At 71.5% G+C, this 18403-nt stretch carries 16 protein-coding genes; 12 read left to right on the forward strand and 4 right to left on the reverse strand.

From position 1 onward, the window contains the following. The first annotated feature begins 168 nt into the window (after positions 1-168). The 10 genes from infB to dapB all read left to right on the forward strand — a co-directional run bounded on the left by infB (position 169) and on the right by dapB (position 12370). A complete protein-coding gene (gene infB, locus HHX31_RS00310; RefSeq protein WP_169943938.1) occupies positions 169-3297 on the forward strand; it encodes a translation initiation factor IF-2 in 3129 nt (1042 codons plus the stop codon). 68 nt (positions 3298-3365) lie between these two features. Continuing rightward, entirely contained in the window at positions 3366-3665 is a 300-nt protein-coding gene (locus HHX31_RS00315; protein ID WP_169943940.1) for a DUF503 domain-containing protein, read from the forward strand. Between the two features lie 47 nt (positions 3666-3712). Then, positions 3713-4201 (forward strand): 30S ribosome-binding factor RbfA, encoded by a 489-nt coding sequence (gene rbfA, locus HHX31_RS00320; protein ID WP_169943942.1) that lies wholly within the window; start codon positions 3713-3715, stop codon positions 4199-4201. Continuing rightward, on the forward strand, positions 4198-5247 hold the full coding sequence (locus tag HHX31_RS00325) for a bifunctional oligoribonuclease/PAP phosphatase NrnA (protein WP_311930930.1): 1050 nt from the start codon (positions 4198-4200) through the stop codon (positions 5245-5247). Before rbfA ends, HHX31_RS00325 begins: the two co-directional genes overlap by 4 nt. Then, on the forward strand, positions 5244-6143 hold the full coding sequence (truB, locus tag HHX31_RS00330; protein ID WP_169943944.1) for a tRNA pseudouridine(55) synthase TruB: 900 nt from the start codon (positions 5244-5246) through the stop codon (positions 6141-6143). The genes HHX31_RS00325 and truB overlap by 4 nt, the downstream gene beginning before the upstream one ends. A gap of 121 nt (positions 6144-6264) precedes the next feature. Further along, positions 6265-7209 (forward strand): bifunctional riboflavin kinase/FAD synthetase, encoded by a 945-nt coding sequence (locus HHX31_RS00335; protein WP_169943946.1) that lies wholly within the window; start codon positions 6265-6267, stop codon positions 7207-7209. A 165-nt stretch (positions 7210-7374) separates the two neighbouring features. Continuing rightward, complete coding sequence (rpsO, locus tag HHX31_RS00340) at positions 7375-7644, forward strand: 30S ribosomal protein S15 (RefSeq protein WP_169943948.1); 270 nt, start codon at positions 7375-7377, stop codon at positions 7642-7644. A gap of 280 nt (positions 7645-7924) precedes the next feature. Next, positions 7925-10252, forward strand: a complete 2328-nt coding sequence (locus HHX31_RS00345; protein WP_169943950.1) for a polyribonucleotide nucleotidyltransferase — start codon at positions 7925-7927, stop codon at positions 10250-10252. Further along, positions 10249-11559, forward strand: a complete 1311-nt coding sequence (locus tag HHX31_RS00350; protein ID WP_169943952.1) for a pitrilysin family protein — start codon at positions 10249-10251, stop codon at positions 11557-11559. Before HHX31_RS00345 ends, HHX31_RS00350 begins: the two co-directional genes overlap by 4 nt. Before the next feature lie 73 nt (positions 11560-11632). Then, positions 11633-12370 (forward strand): 4-hydroxy-tetrahydrodipicolinate reductase, encoded by a 738-nt coding sequence (gene dapB / locus HHX31_RS00355; RefSeq protein WP_169943954.1) that lies wholly within the window; start codon positions 11633-11635, stop codon positions 12368-12370. Positions 12371-12454: 84 nt separating this feature from the next. On the opposite strand, the gene HHX31_RS00360 is transcribed toward dapB, so the two are convergent. The 4 genes from HHX31_RS00360 to HHX31_RS00375 form a co-directional block, all read right to left on the reverse strand. Next, positions 12455-13327, reverse strand: a complete 873-nt coding sequence (locus tag HHX31_RS00360; protein WP_169943956.1) for a 1,4-dihydroxy-2-naphthoate polyprenyltransferase — start codon at positions 13325-13327, stop codon at positions 12455-12457. A 201-nt stretch (positions 13328-13528) separates the two neighbouring features. Then, positions 13529-14131: a GNAT family N-acetyltransferase gene (locus HHX31_RS00365; RefSeq protein WP_169943958.1), complete on the reverse strand. Its 603-nt coding sequence runs from the start codon at positions 14129-14131 to the stop codon at positions 13529-13531. Positions 14132-14169: 38 nt separating this feature from the next. Beyond that, a complete protein-coding gene (locus tag HHX31_RS00370; RefSeq protein WP_169943960.1) occupies positions 14170-14715 on the reverse strand; it encodes a CGNR zinc finger domain-containing protein in 546 nt (181 codons plus the stop codon). 217 nt (positions 14716-14932) lie between these two features. Continuing rightward, complete coding sequence (locus tag HHX31_RS00375; RefSeq protein WP_169943962.1) at positions 14933-16351, reverse strand: PLP-dependent aminotransferase family protein; 1419 nt, start codon at positions 16349-16351, stop codon at positions 14933-14935. On the opposite strand from HHX31_RS00375, the gene HHX31_RS00380 reads away from it, so the two are divergent. Both HHX31_RS00380 and HHX31_RS00385 read left to right on the forward strand, forming a co-directional pair. Then, positions 16350-17288 (forward strand): DMT family transporter, encoded by a 939-nt coding sequence (locus HHX31_RS00380; RefSeq protein WP_169943964.1) that lies wholly within the window; start codon positions 16350-16352, stop codon positions 17286-17288. The two genes, HHX31_RS00375 and HHX31_RS00380, sit on opposite strands and share 2 nt — an antisense overlap. A 79-nt stretch (positions 17289-17367) precedes the next feature. Further along, positions 17368-18390, forward strand: coding sequence for a hypothetical protein (locus HHX31_RS00385; protein ID WP_169943966.1), 1023 nt, complete (start codon positions 17368-17370; stop codon positions 18388-18390). Positions 18391-18403: the final 13 nt, after the last annotated feature.

The following is an 18403-nucleotide window of genomic DNA, read 5'->3' on the forward strand; positions in this document are numbered from 1 at the left end:
GGTATCGGCTCCGGGAGTCAGGGCACAACGTAATTGTCATGTAGGACGCCGAGTTGATGGGCGGAGTCAGATTGCTATGAGCGCCTGATGAGCACGCGGCGATGAGTACGTACAGGTAGCGACGGTCCGGCGGCACTGCTAGCCTCCCGGGCCGAGTTAGGGAGTGCAGTGGCGAAGGTCCGGGTATACGAGCTCGCCAAGGAGTTCGGGGTCGAGAGCAAGGTCGTCATGGCCAAGCTCACCGAAATGGGCGAGTTCGTGAGGTCGGCGTCCTCGACGATAGAGGCGCCGGTCGTCCGCAAACTGACCGAGGCGTTCAAGGGTGACGTCTCCAAGGGCGGGGGTAGGCCCGCCCGTCCGGCGCAGCCGAAGCCTGCGCCGAGGCCGGCTGACAGCCAGGCCAACGGGGGCGCCCCGCAGGCGCCCGTTTCCCAGTCCACCGGCGCGGTGGCCAAGCCGGGCCCGAAGCCCGGCCCGCGGCCCGCTCCGCGTCCGGTTCCGATGCCTCACCCGCAGGTGGCCCAGCCGGAGGTGGCGCGCCCTGAGGCCGCCCGTCCGCAGGCTCCGCGTCCCGAGGTCCCGCGCCCGGAGGCTCCGCGTCCGGAGGCCGGGCGTCCCGAGGCTCCGCGTCCCGCGGCCGCGGGCCCCAGGCCGGGTGGTCCCGGCGCTGGTGCGCCGAGGCCCGGCCCGAGGTCGGCTCCGGCCGCTCGTCCGGGCGGCGCACCCGCAGGTCCCGGCGCGCCCGCCGGCGGCGCCGCGCGTCCTGGCGCGCCGAAGCCCGGCCCGCGCGGTCCGCGTCCGGGCAACAACCCGTTCTCCTCGAACGCCAGCGGCATGGGCCAGCGCCCGGCGCGTCCCGGTGGCCGCGACGGCGGTCGTCCCGACCGTGGCGACCGTCCCGAGCGTACGGACGGCGGCCCGCGCGAGCCGCGCCGTGACGGCGGCCGTGACGGCGCGATGCCGCGTCCGCCCGCCGCGCGTTCCGGCGCTCCGGGCGCAGGCGGCCCGCGTCCCGGACCCGGAGGTCCGCGTCCCGGACCGGGCATGGGCGGTCCGCGCCCCGGCCCAGGCGCCGGTGGCCCGCGTCCCGGTGGTCCGCGTCCGAACCCGATGATGATGCCGCAGGGCCGTCCCGCGGCTCCGGGCCCGCGTCCCGGCGGCGGTGGCCGCCCGGGTGGTCCCGGTGGCGGCGGTGGCCGTCCCGGTGGCGGTGGCGGCGGCGGTCGTCCCGGTGGCGGCTTCGGCGGCCCGCGTCCCGGCGCGACGACCGGTCGTCCCGGTGGTCCGGGCGGCGGTCCCGGTGGCGGTGGCGGCGGCTTCGGCGGTCGTCCCGGCGGCGGTGGCGGTGGCGGACGTGGCCGTGGTGGCGGCACGGCGGGCGCGTTCGGGCGTCCGGGCGGCCGTCCGACCCGCGGTCGCAAGTCCAAGCGCCAGAGGCGCCAGGAGTTCGACAACATGCAGGCCCCGGCGATCGGTGGCGTGCAGGTTCCGCGCGGCGGTGGTCAGACCATCCGTCTCCCGCGGGGCGCGTCGCTGTCGGACTTCGCCGACAGGATCGGCGCCAACCCGGCGTCGCTGGTGCAGATCATGCTGCACCTCGGCGAGATGGTGACGGCGACCCAGTCGGTCAACGAGGAGACGCTGCAGCTGCTCGGCGCCGAGCTGGACTACGAGATCCAGGTCGTCAGCCCGGAGGAGGAGGACCGCGAGCTCCTCGAGTCCTTCAAGATCGAGTTCGGCGAGGACGAGGGCGACGAGGCCGACCTCGCGCCGCGCCCGCCGGTCGTAACCGTCATGGGTCACGTCGACCACGGTAAGACGAAGCTGCTCGACGCGATCCGCCACACCAACGTGGTGGCCCGCGAGGCCGGCGGCATCACCCAGCACATCGGCGCCTACCAGGTGGCGACGACGCACGAGGGCGAGCACCGGAAGATCACCTTCATCGACACCCCGGGTCACGAGGCGTTCACCGCCATGCGTGCCCGTGGTGCGCAGGCCACCGACATCGCGGTGCTGGTGGTCGCGGCCGACGACGGTGTGAAGCCGCAGACCATCGAGGCGCTCAACCACGCCCAGGCGGCGAACGTCCCGGTCGTGGTGGCGGTGAACAAGATCGACAAGGAGGGTGCGGACCCGACCAAGGTGCGGGCCCAGCTCACCGAGTACGGCCTGGTGGCCGAGGAGTTCGGTGGCTCCACGCTGTTCGTCGACATCTCGGCCAAGCAGGGCGTCGGCATCGAGAACCTGCTCGAGGCCATCCTGCTGACCGCGGACGCCGAGCTGGACCTGCGGGCCAACCCGGAGATGGACGCCCAGGGCCTCGCGATCGAGGCGCACCTCGACAAGGGCCGCGGCCCGGTCGCGACCGTGCTCGTGCAGCGCGGCACGCTCCGGGTGGGCGACTCGATCGTCTGTGGCGAGGCGTTCGGCCGCGTCCGCGCCATGCTGGACGACAACGGCGACACGGTCGAAGAGGCCGACCCGTCGCGTCCGGTGCTGGTCCTCGGTCTGACGGCCGTCCCGCGCGCCGGTGACAACTTCATCGTCGTCACCGACGACCGGATGGCCCGCCAGATCGCCCAGCAGCGGGCGGCCAGGCAGCGGATCGCCGACATGGCGAAGTCCGGCCGCCGCCGCACTCTCGAGGAGCTGTTCAAGGACCTCGAGAAGGGTCAGGTCGACGAGCTCAAGCTCATCATCAAGGGTGACGTCTCCGGTTCCGTCGAGGCTCTGGAGGACGCGCTGCTCAAGATCGACGTCGGCGACGAGGTGCGCCTGCGGGTGCTCCACCGCGCGGTCGGCGCCATCACCGAGCACGACGTCAACCTGGCGATGGGCGACGACAACGCCGTCATCATCGGCTTCAACGTCCGGCCCGAGGTTCGGGCGCGTGACCTGGCCGAGCGCGAGGGCGTGGACATCCGGTACTACTCGGTCATCTACCAGGCGATCGAGGAGATCGAGGCGGCCCTCAAGGGCATGCTCAAGCCGGAGTTCGAGGAGGTCAGGACCGGCAGCGCCGAGATCCGCGAGGTCTTCAAGGTGCCGAAGATCGGCAACGTCGCCGGTTCGATCGTCCGCTCGGGCGTCATCACCCGCAACAGCAAGGCCAGGCTCATCCGCGACGGCGTCGTGGTGGCCGACAACCTCACCGTTTCGTCGCTTCGCCGCTTCAAGGACGACGCGACCGAGGTCCGCGAGGGCTTCGAGTGCGGTATCGGTATCGGTTACAGCGACATCAGGCTCGACGACGTCATCGAGACGTTCGAGATGCAGGAGAAGCCCCGCGTCTGACGCATCGCGCCGCCGCCTCCGCCTCGCGCGGGGGCGGCGGCCGGGCGTTCGGGACGTGGTGGGAAGCCATGTTCATCGGTGCTCTTACTCTGGACATCCTGCTGGGCGACGTCCGTTCGCTGAAGCAGAAGCGCTCGCTGGTCCGGCCACTCATCGCCGAGATCCAGCGCAAGTACCCCGCCATCGCCGTCGCGGAGGCGGGCCACCTCGACCTGCACCGGCGCGCCGAGATCGGCATCGCCGTCGTGTCGGCGTCCGCGGCCAACTGCGACGAGGTGCTGGACGCCTGCGAACGCCTGGTCGCCTACCATCCCGAGATCGAGTTGCTGTCCGCGCGGCGGCGGCTCTTCAACGACCACGAGGAATAGACGGCCCGGCCCGCGCGTCAGCCGTACAGATACGAGGGAGCGTGAGCATGGACGCAGCGCGTGCCAGAAAGCTGGCCGACCGCATCCAGCAGGTGGTCGCGGAGATGCTGGAGCGGCGGATCAAGGATCCGCGGCTGGGGTTCGTGACGGTGACCGACGCCAAGGTCACGGCGGACCTGAGCGACGCGACCGTCTACTACACGGTGTTCGGCTCCGAGACGGAGCGGGCCGGCACGGCCGCCGCCCTGGAGAGCGCCAAGGGCATCATCAGGTCCGAGGTGGGCAGGCAGACCGGCCTGCGGCACACCCCCACTCTCACGTTCGTGCACGACCCCCTCCCCGACACCGCGCGCCACATGGACGACCTGCTCGCGATCGCCAAGGCCAAGGACGCCGAGATCGCCCGCCAGGCGGAGGGCGCGAAGTTCGCCGGGGACGCCGACCCCTACCGCTTCGCCGAGGACCTCGACGCCGAGACGGCCGAGGAGGAGGGCGAGGACGAGCCCTCCGGCCGGGCGGGACGCCCCGCGCGGTGACCGCGATCGACAGGACCGCGATCGACAGGCCTGCGATCGAAAGGACCGCGATCGAGGAGACGGACTGGCGGCGGGCGGCCGGCCTGATCGGCGCCGCCGACTCGCTGGCCCTGGCCTGCCACGTGTCTCCGGACGGGGACGCGCTCGGCGCGATGCTCGGCCTGGGGCTGGCGCTCGCGCGTACCGGCAGGAAGGTCGTGGCGTCCTTCGGCGACCGCGTCCTCGCGGTGCCCCGGCTGCTGCGCTTCCTGCCGGGGCAGGAACTGCTGGTGGAGCCGTCGGCCTACCCCGCCGAGCCCGAGCTGATGATCACTTTCGACGCCTCCACCATGGAGCGGCTGGGCCTGCTCGCGCCCCACGCGGGCAAGGCCGGTGAGCTCGTCGTGGTCGACCACCACGTGTCCAACACCCGTTTCGGCACGGTCCACCTCGTGGATCCCGCGGCGGCCTCGACGACGATGGTGGTCGAGGAGCTCATCCGGCGGCTTGGGCTCACGGTGGACCGGGATGTCGCCACCTGCCTGTACGCGGGCCTGGTGACCGACACCGGTTCGTTCCGGCACTCCATCACCACCCCGGCGGCCCACGCCATGGCCGGGCGGTTGCTGGCCACGGGACTGAGCCCGGAGGAGATCGCCAGGGAGCTGTGGGACCGCTCGCCGTTCGCGTACCTGCGGGTGCTCGGCACGGCGCTCGGCCGGGCCGCCCTGGAGCCGGACGCCGCGGGCGGCCTGGGAATGGTGTGGACGTACGTGAGCCGCGCCGACCGCGCGGCCGAGGGCCTGCCGTACGACGAGGTGGAGGGCATGATCGACGTGGTGCGCCGGGTCGACGAGGCGGATGTCGCGGTCGTGCTCAAGGAGGACGACGAAGGCGGCTGGAACGTCTCGACCCGGTCGAAGGGCGCGGTGGACGTGGCCCGGGTCTGCGCCGCGCTCGGCGGCGGGGGACACCCGCGTGCCGCAGGCTTCTCGTCGGCGCTGCCGGTGGCCGATACCATTGCCGCCCTGCGTCTCCACCTCGCCAGGGAAGGGAGCGGGTCGTGAGCACGGCCAGAGCCCGCAGGACCCCGCCGCCGAGCGGCCTGATCATCGTGGACAAGCCGGCCGACTGGACGTCGCACGACGTGGTCGGCAAGATGCGCGGCATCGCGGGGACCCGCAAGGTCGGCCACGCGGGCACGCTCGACCCGATGGCCACCGGCGTGCTGGTGATCGGGGTGGAGAAGGCGACCCGCCTTCTCGGGCACCTCGCGCTGACCGAGAAGGTCTACGAGGCGACGATCCGCCTCGGCGTGACGACGAACACCGACGACGCCGAGGGCGAGGTGCTCACCACGACGCCGGCGGGGCACGTGACCGACGAGCAGGTGCGCAAGGGCGTGGCCGCGCTCACCGGTGAGATCATGCAGGTCCCGCCGCAGGTGAGCGCCATCAAGGTCGACGGTCAGCGGGCCTACAAGCGGGCCCGCGCCGGCGAGGAGGTGGAACTGGCCGCCCGGCCGGTCACGATCCACGCGTTCGAGGCGGGGGAGATCAGGCGGACCCCGGAGACCGTGGACCTGGACGCCGTGATCACTTGTTCCAGCGGCACCTACATCCGGGCGCTGGCCCGCGACCTCGGCGCGTCGCTCGGCGTCGGCGGCCATCTCACCCGGCTGCGCCGCACCCGGGTCGGGCCGTACGGCATCGGGGAGGCCCGCACGATCGAGGACCTCGCCAAGGAATGTGTGATCATGCCCATGGCCGACGCGGTTGCGGCGGCCTTCCCCCGCAGGGACGTGGGCGAGGACGAGGCGCGACTGGTCGCCCATGGCGGCAGGCTGCGGGCGGCGGGCCTCGGTCCCGGCCCGGTCGGCGTGTTCGGGCCGGACGGGGCGCTGCTCGCGCTCGCCGAGGAGCGCGGCGGGACGGCCAGGCCGCTGGTGGTCTTCGCCTCCTGACGTCGGGGCTGGTTCCCCAGCACCCGGCAGGACATGGCAGTCTTGTCTACTGCGCTTCCCACGCGGGCGACTCAGCCGCCTTCCCGGAGGCGAGGCAATCGGAGACAGAAGCGAGGTCGAGGTGCAGAGCTGGCACGGGCTGGACGAGGTCCCGCAGGACTGGGGCAGGTCCGTCGTCACGATCGGCGTGTTCGACGGCGTGCATCTCGGTCACCAGAGAATGGTGGCCCGCGTGGTGGACATGGCCCGCGATCTGGGGCTTCCGGCCGTGGCCATCACGTTCGATCCCCACCCCGACGAGGTCGTACGGCCCGGCAGCCACCCGCCGCGGCTCACCACCACAGGCCGCAGGGCCGAACTGCTCTTCGCGCTCGGCCTGGACGCGGTGTGCGTGCTGCCGTTCACGCTGGAGTTCTCCCGCATGTCGCCGGACGAGTTCGTCCAGACGGCGCTGGTCGACCGGTTGCACGCCGCGGGGGTCGTGGTGGGGGAGAACTTCCGCTTCGGCCACAAGGCGTCGGGCGACCTGGAGACGCTGCGGACGCTGGGGGAGAAGTACGACTTCACGGTCGTGGGGGTGCCCCTGGTCAGCGACGGCGACGCCATCTCCTCCACGGTGGTCCGGGAGCGGCTGGCCGCCGGCGACGTCGCGGGCGCGGCCGCCCTGCTGGGCCGCCCCCACCGGGTGGAGGGCGTGGTGGTCAGGGGGCACCAGCGCGGCAGGGCGCTCGGCTTCCCCACCGCCAACGTCGAGTCGCCGCAGCACACGGCGATCCCCGCCGAGGGCGTCTACGCCGGATGGCTGGAGTGCGTGCAGAGCCCCTCGCCGTACGCGGGGGAGCGCTGGCCCGCCGCGATCTCGATCGGCACCAACCCCACGTTCGACGGGGTGGAGCGAACGGTCGAGGCGTACGCGCTGGACCGCGACGACCTGGACCTGTACGGCGCGCATGTGGCCGTGGACTTCGGCGAGCGGTTGCGCGACACGCTCAGGTTCGACTCGATCGAGGCGCTGATCGAGCAGATGCACGCCGACGTGGCCCGGGCCAGGGAGCTCACGTCCTGAAGAACCGGCGTGACTCGGCGTGCCCTACGGGCTGGTAAGGTGGTATGTCAGCCATGCTCAGGTGGCGTTGCCACCCGGCTGTCCTGTCACGGCGACTGTAGGTACGCACGGTCGTTCGCGGGCTGGGAATCGTTGCGCGTGCCATTTCACCAGAATGGAGAAGCAGTGTCGCTTGACGCCGCTACCACCAAGACCATCATCGGCGAGTACGGCACCAGTGAGGGTGACACCGGGTCGCCGGAGGTCCAGATCGCGCTTCTGAGCAAGCGGATCAGCGACCTCACCGAGCACCTGAAGACGCACAAGCACGACCACCACAGCCGTCGTGGTCTGCTCCTGCTGGTGGGCCGTCGGCGCCGCCTGCTGAAGTACCTGCAGGCCAAGGACATCACCCGCTACCGTTCCCTCATTGAGCGGCTCGGGCTTCGCCGATAAAGTGAGGAAGGAGCGGCGATTCTTCGCCGCTCCTTTTCCATAACCGGCCACAATGGCTGGGACGAACAACTGAACAGCCGAGACCAACTGCCCCGCGTCCGCAAGCAAGCCGCAGCGCGATCCCGCGGCGTGAGAGGGCCGGTCCTCGGTAGTGGCCCCCGGTCGGCACGGCGACAGCCGTGTGGACGGACCGGGCGCTTCGATCGAAGACCGGCACTGCACCTGAACGGGGAGCCCGGCGACCGAGGACGCGGGAGACCGACCCAAGAGGAGGTCCCCCGTGGAGGGTGTCCACAGCACAGAGGCCGTTATCGACAACGGTCCCTTCGGCACGCGTACGATCAGGTTCGAGACCGGCCGGCTCGCCCGGCAGGCGGCGGGTAGCGCCGTCGCGTACCTGGACGACGAGACGATGATCCTTTCCGCGACCACCGCGTCCAAGCATCCCAAGGAGAACCTCGACTTCTTCCCGCTGACGGTGGACGTCGAGGAGCGGATGTACGCGGCGGGCCGCATCCCCGGCTCGTTCTTCCGCCGGGAGGGCAGGCCGTCCGAGGACGCGATCCTGACCTGCCGCCTGATCGACAGGCCGCTGCGCCCGTCGTTCGTGAAGGGCCTGCGCAACGAGATCCAGATCGTCGCGACCATCATGGCCCTGCAGCCCGAGCACCTGTACGACGTGATCGCGATCAACGCCGCGAGCATGTCCACGCAGCTCGCCGGGCTGCCGTTCTCCGGCCCGATCGGCGGCGTTCGCGTCGCGCTGATCGACGGCCAGTGGGTGGCGTTCCCGACCCACACCGAGCTCGAGCGCGCCACGTTCGACATGGTCGTCGCCGGGCGCGTCCTGGCCGACGGCGACGTCGCGATCATGATGGTCGAGGCCGAGTCGACCCGCGACACGCTCAAGCTGGTCGCCGAGGGCGCGGTCGCCCCGACCGAGGAGGCCGTGGCCCAGGGCCTGGAGGCCGCCAAGCCGTTCATCAAGGTGCTCTGCGAGGCCCAGTCGAAGCTGGCCGAGGTCGCCGCCAAGCCCACCGCCGAGTATCCGATCTTCCTCGAATACCAGGACGACGTCCTGGAGGCCGTGACCGCGGCCGTCAAGAGCGAGCTCGCCTCCGCTCTGACGATCGCGGGCAAGCAGGAGCGCGAGCTCGAGATCGACCGCGTCAAGCTGCTGGCGGCCGAGAAGCTGCTGCCGGACTTCGAGGGCCGCGAGAAGGAGATCGGCGCCGCGTTCCGGTCGCTCACCAAGAAGCTGATGCGCGACCGCGTCATCACCGAGGGCGTCCGCATCGACGGCCGTGGCCCGAAGGACATCAGGCAGCTCAACGCCGAGGTCCACGTGGTGCCGCGGGTGCACGGGTCGGCCCTGTTCGAGCGGGGCGAGACGCAGATCCTCGGCATCACGACGCTGAACATGCTGCGCATGGAGCAGATGATCGACACGCTCAACCCTGAGCGGACCAAGCGCTACATGCACAACTACAACTTCCCGCCGTACTCCACGGGCGAGACGGGCCGCGTCGGCTCGCCGAAGCGCCGCGAGATCGGCCACGGCGCGCTGGCCGAGCGGGCGCTGATCCCCGTGCTGCCGTCGCGCGAGGAGTTCCCGTACGCCATCCGGCAGGTGTCGGAGGCGCTCGGGTCGAACGGCTCGACCTCGATGGGGTCGGTCTGCGCCTCCACGATGGCCCTGCTCGACGCGGGCGTGCCGCTCAAGGAGATGGTCGCCGGCATCGCGATGGGCCTCATCGGCGAGGGTGACACCTACGTCACGCTGACCGACATCCTCGGCGCCGAGGACGCCATGGGCGACATGGACTTCAAGGTCGCCGGCACCAAGGACGTGATCACCGCCCTCCAGCTCGACACCAAGCTGGACGGCATCCCGGCGCACGTGCTCGCCGCCGCGCTGAAGCAGGCGAGGGGCGCCAGGCTGGCGATCCTCGACGTGATGCAGGAGGCCATCGACTCTCCGGCGGAGATGAACCCGACCGCGCCGCGCATCATCACGATCAAGGTCCCGGTCGACAAGATCGGCGAGGTCATCGGCCCCAAGGGCAAGATGATCAACCAGATCCAGGACGACACGGGCGCCGAGATCACCATCGAGGACGACGGCACGATCTACATCGGCGCCACCGACGGCCCGTCCGCCGAGGCCGCCCGCACGCTCATCAACGGCATCGCGAACCCGCACATGCCTGAGGTCGGCGAGCGTTATCTGGGCACGGTCGTCAAGATCGCCGCCTTCGGCGCGTTCGTGTCGCTGCTGCCGGGCAAGGACGGCCTGCTGCACGTCTCGCAGATCCGCAAGCTGCACGGCGGCCGGCGGATCGAGAACGTCGAGGACGTCATGAGCGTCGGCGAGAAGATCCAGGTGGAGATCGCCGAGATCGACTCGCGCGGCAAGCTCTCGCTGGTCCCGGTCGAGGTGGTCGAGAAGGAGGCGGCGGAGAAGGCCGCGGGCGGGGACGACGACGCCGCGGGCGGCGCCGTCGAGACCGCCGAGGCCGCCGCACCCGCGGGGGAGGACGAGCAGCCCCGCACGCCGCGCCGCAGTCGCAGCCGCACCCGTGGCGGCCGGGACGAGCGCAACTCGTGACGACCGAGACGCTGTTTCCGGGCAAGGACGGTGCGGGGGTCATCCGCCGCACCGTCCTTCCCGGCGGCCTTCGGGTCGTGACCGAGACGATGCCGACCGTGCGGAGCGTGGCGGTCGGCATGTGGGTGGGCATCGGTTCGCGTGACGAGGCCCCCGAGCACATGGGGGCCACCCACTTCCTGGAGCACCTGCTCTTCAAGGGCACGCCCACGCGGGACGCCATGGAGATCTCGGCGTCCATCGAGGGCATCGGCGGGGAGATCAACGCGTTCACCGCCAAGGAGTACACCTGCTACTACGCCCGGGTGCTCGACGAGGACCTGCCGCTGGCGATCGACGTGCTCGCCGACGTGGTGACCTCCTCGCTGATCACCGAGGAGGACGTGGAGTCGGAGCGCGGCGTGATCCTTGAGGAGATCGCCATGCACGACGACGATCCCTCCGACGTGGTGCACGAGCAGTTCTCCGCCGAACTGTACGGCGACACCCCGGTGGGCCGCCCGATCCTCGGCAACGAGGAGTCGATCAACGAGCTCACCCGTGACCGCATCCACGAGTACTACCAGCGGTTCTACGTCCCGCCCCGCACGGTCGTGTCGGTGGCGGGCAACGTCGACCACGAGCGGGTGGTCGCGCTGGTCGCGGCGGCGTACGAGCGGGCGGGCGCGCTGGGCGGCTCCGCCGAGCCGGCGGCCCCGCGCCTCGGCGGTCCCGGCGTGGACGTCCGCAGCGGCGTACGGGTGGTCGACCGGCCGACCGAGCAGGCCAACCTGGTGCTCGGGATGACCGCCGTCCACCGCAACGACGACCGGCGCTTCGCCCTCGGCGTGCTCAACGCGGCGCTCGGCGGCGGCATGTCGTCGCGCCTGTTCCAGGAGATCAGGGAGAAGCGCGGGCTGGCCTACAGCGCCTACAGCTACACCTCCCAGTACGCCGACACCGGGCAGTTCGGCATCTACGTGGGCTGCCTGCCGTCCAAAGTGGACGACGTGCTCAAGATCTGCCGCGACGAGGTGGCCAGGGTCGTGGCCGAGGGAATCACCCCCGAGGAGATCGCCCGCGGCAAGGGCCAGATGCGCGGCGGACTGGTGCTCGGCCTGGAGGACACCGGCTCGCGCATGTCCAGGATCGGCAAGAGCGAACTCGTCTACGAGCGGCTCATGACGGTGGACGAGGTGCTCGCGCGGATCGAGGCGGTGACGCCGGACGAGATCGCCGCGATCGCCGCGGACATCCTCAACCGGCCGCTGACGCTCGCGGTGATCGGGCCCTACTCCGACAAGAACTTCGGCTTCGCCATCGCCTGAGCATGCCCGAGGAGGCCGCGCGGCGCGTGCCGCGCGGCCTCCTCGTTTTCCCGGCTCCTATAGCCTTGGGCGCGTGATTAAGGTCGGTGTTCTTGGCGCCCGAGGGCGCGTCGGCGTGGAAGTGTGCAAGGCGGTCGAGGCGGCCGATGATCTGGAACTCGTGGCGGCCGTCGACAAGGACGACCCGCTGGAGTCCCTGGCGAAGGCCGAGGTGGTGGTCGACTTCACCCACCCCGACGTCGTGATGGGGAACATGCGGTGGTGCGTCGACCACGGCATCCACACGGTGGTCGGCACGACGGGGTTCGACGAGCAGCGGCTGGACCAGGTGCGCGGCTGGCTGGCCGCCAGCCCCGGGACCAACGCGCTGATCGCGCCCAACTTCGGCATCGCCGCCGTGCTGATGATGCACTTCGCGGCCCAGGCGGCCAAGCACTTCGAGTCGGTGGAGATCGTCGAGCTGCACCACCCGAACAAGGCCGACGCCCCCTCGGGCACCGCCCGCCGTACGGCGGAACTGGTGGCCCAGGCGCGGCAGGAGGCGGGGCTCGGCCCGTCTCCCGACGCGACGACCACAGCCCTCGACGGCGCCAGGGGCGCGACGGTGGGCGACGTCCACGTGCACGCCGTACGGCTCTCCGGGCTGATCGCCCACCAGGAGGTCATCCTGGGCGGTGAGGGGGAGATCCTCACGATCCGGCACGACACGATGAGCCGGGCGTCGTTCACGCCGGGCGTCCTGCTGGGCGTACGCCGCGTGCGGGAGCTCGACGGCCTCACCGTGGGCCTAGAGCACCTGCTCGACCTGTGAGCCTCCTCGACCAGTGGACGGCGCGCCCCGCCGCCTCGCGTCGCGGGCGCGCCGCCGGGAGGCGTTCACCTACGCCGGCGCCTGTCAGAACAGGGCCAGGCCGAGAGTGAACAGGGCGCCGAAGACGAGTTGCAGGCGGCCGGTCTGCTGGAGCGTCGCGATGAGCGCTGGACCGGTCGCGCCGGAGCGGACCGTCCTGATCGGGGTCACCGCGAGGGGGAACGCCAGCACGGTCAGCGCGGCGAAGGGCCGGACGGGCACCAGGGCCAGCGCGCACACGAAGGGCAGCACCAGGGTCGCCGAATAGGCCAGGCGTGTGCGGGCGTCACCCAGCACGACGGCCAGCGTGCGTTTGCCCGATGGTCCGTCGGTGACGATGTCGCGCAGGTTGTTGACCATGAGGAGCGCGCAGGCGAGCAGCCCCACGGGCACGGCGGCGGCCACGGAGAGCCAGGTCAGCCGCTCCACCTGCACGTACGTCGTCCCGGCGACGGCCACGAGGCCGAAGAACACGAAGACGGAGATCTCCCCGAGCGCGCGGTAGCCGTACGGGCGGGATCCTCCGGTGTAGAACCAGGCGGCCAGGATGGCGGCGAGACCGACGAGCAGCAGCCACCAGGCGCGGGTGGCCACCACCAGGAAGAGCCCGGCGACGGCGGCGGCGAGGAAGCAGCCCAGAGCGGCGGCGAGCACCTGCTTCGGGGCGGCGACACCCGAGCCGACCAGCCGCAGGGGTCCCACGCGGTCCCTGTCGGTGCCCTTCACGCCGTCGCTGTAGTCGTTGGCGTAGTTGACCCCGACCTGCAGCGCCAGCGCGACGAACAGCGCGAGCAGAGCTCGCCACCAGACCGCGCCGTCCTCCGCGACGGCGGCTCCGGTGCCGACGGCGACCGGGACGACGGCGGCGGGCAGCGTACGGGGGCGTGCGCCCGCTAACCATTGAGCTGGGGTGGCCACGTGACTCCCTTTTCCTACCTGTGCGTAGCCGGTGAAGGCGTACCTAGTCTGGCCAATCCCCCGTCACCCTTTGACAGCGGGGTTGGCGGACGCGGCGCCGCCTGAGTGGACGACCACGCGGACGTGCGGGAGGGGAGTGCTGGATCGTGTCCCGGCGGACTGGCCGTGGTCAGGACGACCGTCTCCGCGGCGAGTTGTCTGTCAGCTGATGTCGGTGGTGAGGCGGATCATCCTGATCGGGCGGCCCATGTCGAGGACGCGCTCGGCCTCGTCCTCGCCCCAGCCGGCCGACTCCAGGAAGCCCAGCATCTGGTGGTTGTCGGCGAAGACCCAGGTGACCACGGTGCTGTAGCCGTCGTCACGCAGGTGGTCGACCGTGGCGTTGAGCAGTCTGCTGCCGTGGCCGCGCCTGATGTGGTTGGGATCGACGAGCAACGTCATCAACTCGGCCGTCGTGGCCGGGTGGAGATCCGGGTCCTCAGCGGGTCCGTGCGACGCCAGCCCCACGACCCGGTCGGAGGCGCGCTGTGCCGCGGTCGCCAGGATGCCGCCGGGCCCGAGCGCGGTGAACGCGTCGGTGTCGGGCACAACCCGCTCGACAGCGACGAGCAGGCGGTGACGCGGCGTGGGCGGCGAGAGGATGGCCTCCTCCCACTGGCGGCGCCACATCTTCTCCGCTGCCGGCCCCGTCATCTGCTCCAGCGGGATCGGTGGCAGGAAGTCGCGATAGACCGCCTTCCACGCCCGGATCTGGGTGCTGGTCACCGCATCGACGTCCTCGAGGCGGGCAGCTCTAACACCCATTCGGCGGGCTCCTTTCTTAGCCTGTAACACCGTACTGGTCAGGAGGGCCTCGGCGTACCTTCCGCGTGGCGTCGTGCCCGATATGCCCGGGTTTTTGTGCGGTTTCCGCAGACGCGCATGGAACACCAGGAGCGAGACCGGTTTTTCGAGGAGTCGATGAACGCCCATTCGCAGCCGTGGTCGGCGCAGACTTTCAGCCGCGGCCAGGTGCCGTCGGCGTGGGCGGCCGGGATCAGCGCCGCGAGCCGCGCGAGCCCACCGGCCACTCCGGACGCCGCCGGCTCCAGGACCGGGGTCCCCGCCGACAACGTCACGCGCACCGGCAGCCCCGCCAGCGCCGCGTCCAGCCCGTCCGGGACCTCGTACGGACCCCCGCCGAGATTGCCGCGCAGGGCGTGGCGCAGTCCTTCGCGAAGTTGGGTCGCCATGGCGAGGTCCTCGTCGGCGGCGCGGTCGTCGTCGCCGATGAGCCCTCGCTCGCGCAGCCACACGGACAGCTCGGCCGGCGAGGCCAGTTCGTCGGCGTCTCCCTCGACGTCGTAGGTGTTCACGAAGTCGCGGAGCAGCTCCGCCGGGCCCGTCATGATCGATCACCCCTTGTGGCCACTGTACGACAGTCGGAGGTGACGGGATAACAACACCCTCGTACGGGTTTCACTGGTGTTTGCCATTTCGGGGAGACTTCCATGCGTTTCAGCTGCCTGGCCTGGGAGCACTGGTGTCTCCTGCGTCAATGGGCATAAGGGTGACATAGATAAGACGTCGCGACGCGGACGGAAGTTGTCGCGGAAGTCAGCCTGGCTATCCCAGCCCCGCCCGGGCCGTATGCGACCTGAGAACCGGGCCGAGGCGGCGGACGCCCTCATCGAGTTCGGGCAGGCCCACCGCGGCCGTGTGGGTCAGCCGGAGCCGCGGGCCCGGGGGTTCTGAGGGGTAGTAGATGCGCCCCGGGCTCACCAGCACGCCCTGCGCCTGGGCCGCCTCGACGACCTCCGCCTCGTCGGTGCCGGGCGGCAGCCGCGCCCAGACGTGCAGGCCGCCGGCGGGCGTCAGGCGCACCTCGGCGGCGGGCGCGTGCCGGGCGAGCCCGGCCAGCAGCGCGGCCTGCCGTACGCCGATCTCCTGGCGGACGGCGCCCAGGTGGCGCCGCCAGGCGGGGGAGCCGACGAACTCGACGGCCGTCTCCTGCAGCAGGCGGGCGACGAAGAACGACTCCACGACCTGGCAGGCCCGCAGCCGGTGCGCGGCCGGGCCCCGCGCGATCAGGCCCGCCACCCGCAGGCTCGGTGAGGTGACCTTGCTCAGCGACAGGATGTGGACCACCGTGCCGTGCACGTCCACGCCCACCATGGGCGGCGGGACAGGCCCGGTCGCCAGGTATCGCGCGTAGTCGTCCTCGACGACGAACGCCCCCGCGGCCCTGGCCACGGCCAGCACCTGCTCCCTGCGCTCGCGGGTCAGGGTCGTACCGGTGGGATTGTGCAGCGTGGGCTGGCAGTAGAACACCCGCGCCCCCGTCATGGCGAACGCCTCGGCCAGCAGGTCGGGCCGTACGCCGTCGTCGTCGAGCGGCACCGCGGCCGGTCGCAGCCCGGCCGCCTTCGCCGCCGCGAGCGCTCCCGGATAGGTGGGGGTCTCGAAGAGGACCGGCGAGCCGGGGGCCGCGAGGGCGCGGAACGCCAGGGTGAGCGCCGTCTGGCCGCCGCTCACCACGAGCACGTCGTTCTGCGTCACCGCGCCGCCGACCTCCGTGGCGAACCAGCGGCGCAGTTCCGGCAGGCCGTTCAGCGGGGGAATGCTCCACGCCTCGGACCGGCGCGCGGCGCGCGCGGCCGCCGCGGCGAGCGCCCGCACCGGGCGCAGTTCGGGATTGAGATAGCCGCCGGTGAGCGGCACGACGCCGTCGGAGGGCTGGGCCAGCAGGCTCGCCGTCGCCGAGTCGTCCGCCACCCGGTCGCCCAGGGCCACGGTCTGCCACGACAGGTCGGGCGCATCGGCGACCGGCCGCCGGGCCGCCGCCACGAAAACCCCCGCGCCCGGCCGGGCGACGACCCGACCCTCCGCCGCGAGCTGCGCGATCGCCCGCGAGACCGTCACCGGGCCCACGCCGTGGCGGCGCATGAGCTCCCGGCTGGACGGCAGCCGCTCGCCAGGTCGCGACCGTTCCGTCTCCTCGCGGAGCATCGCGGCGAGACGGGCGATACTGCTATCGTCGTTCATGAAAACTGACAATAGCGCTATCGTCATCCGCCCGGTAGCGGACGTCCCGCACCGCCCTTCGTGGCAGGGCAGCCTGCTGGCGGGCGTGGGGGTGCTGTCGTTCTCCGGGTCATTTCCCGGCACCGTGTTCGCGATGCGGGGATTCGATCCGTACCTCGTCGCGATCGGGCGCGCGGCCATCGCGGCGATCGCCGCCGTGATCTGTCTCAAGGCCGCGGGCGCGCCGCTCCTGCCGCCCCGCGCGCACCTGCGGACGTACGCGATGATCGTGCTTGGCGTGGTCGTCGGCTTCCCGGTGTTCAGCGGCCTGGCCCTGGCGGGCGGCGCGAGCACGGCGCACTCGGCCGTGGTGATCGGCCTGCTCCCCGCCGCCACCGCCGTGTTCGCGGTGCTGCGGGCGGGGGAGCGGCCGCGTCCCCTGTTCTGGGCCGCCTGCGCGGCAGGGGCACTGTCGATCACCGTCTTCACCCTGACCAGGGGGACCGGCCGCTTCGCCGGGGCGGATGTGCTCCTCGTGCTCGCCCTGCTGTCGGCCGCCGTCGGCTACACCGAGGGCGGGCGCCTGGCGCGTGAGACGCCCGGCTGGCGGGTCGTCTCGTACGCCCTGGTGCTGGCGGCCCCGATCACCGTCCCGGTGGCGGTGGTGCTGGCGGTGGCCACTCCGATGGAGCCCTCGGCCGAGTCGCTGGCCGGCTTCGCGTACGTCGCGCTGGTGTCGATGTTCCTCGGGTTCATCCCGTGGTACGCCGGGCTCGCGATGGGCGGGATCGCGCGGGCCGGGCAGATCCAGCTCGCGCAGCCGCTGCTCACGCTGGTGTGGGCCTGGCTGCTGCTGGGGGAGGAGATCGGCGCAGCGACGATCGCGGCGGCCTTCGCCGTGCTCGTGTGCGTGGCGCTCACCCAGGCCGGTCGCCGGCGGCCCGGTGCGGGCACTTGATTGGTGTGACGGCACGGCGCAGGATGAGGCTGACGCCGTCACATGACGACGCGGACCACTGTGCGGGGATGGTGAGGCGATGTCGGACGTCGTGGTTCCCGAGGGCGGCTTTTGGCCGGCTCCCGAGATCCCGCAGCCCAACATCTACCCGATGGAGTGGCGGGTGGAGACGGGCAAGCTGGCGGCGATCTACGAGAAGTCCAAGCGCATGCTCTGGAACCCTGCCGACCTGCCGTGGAACCTGCTCGACCCGGGGGAGTTCACGGCCGAGCAGCGGCTGGGGATCATGTACTGGTTCTCGGTGCTGGCCAACTTCGACGCCTCCGGCCCGGCCGTCTTCGCCCGCGCCACGATCCAGGCGTTCGAGAAGCACGAGGAGGATCCCGTACGCAAGTGCTTCTTCTCGATCACCCGTGACGAGATGAACCACGAGGAGTGCTGCCAGCGCGCGATCGCCCGGCTGTGGCCCGGCGGCCCGCTCGACTGGCAGCCCGCCACCGACCTGGAGCGCGCGGCGCACAACAACATCGGCTGGCTCTATCACAACGGCGGGCGCTACTGGAACGGCTACAACGCCGCCGTGGGCAAGTATTCGCTCGCCGTGCTGTTCACGAGCTTCATGATGGGGGAGATGGCGGCCTCGACGCTGTTCAGGGGAATGGCCTCCGGCACCGAGCACCCCCTGTTCTCGGACATGTTCCACAAGATCGGCCGGGACGAGTCGCGGCACCTCCAGATCTGCATGACGATCCTGGAGAACGAGTGGCCGGGGCTCACCGACGACGTGCGCGGCCTGATCACGCGGCAACTGCGCGCCGGGTTCGTGTTCCTGTCGATGATCCTGTGGGAGCCGCCCGAGGGCTTCTGGGAGCTCCCGCCGTACTTCCTGCACAACCACCGGGTGCTGATGGACCACGCGCGGGAGGCCGGCCTCGGCGTCCTGTCGTATGAGGAACAGGCCGGCAACTGGCGGCTGGCCATGGCCCGGGTGCGCGCCATCGTCGAGCGGTGGGGCATCGAGTTCCCCGCGATCCCCGAGCTCGACATCGACGGCGTGACCGTCGACATCGTCGACCCCGAGGACGTCATCCCGGTGTTCTGAGCCTTCGCGGGAT

It is taken from the genome of Microbispora sp. H11081 (assembly GCF_012999535.1).
Taxonomy (GTDB): Bacteria; Actinomycetota; Actinomycetes; order Streptosporangiales; family Streptosporangiaceae; genus Microbispora.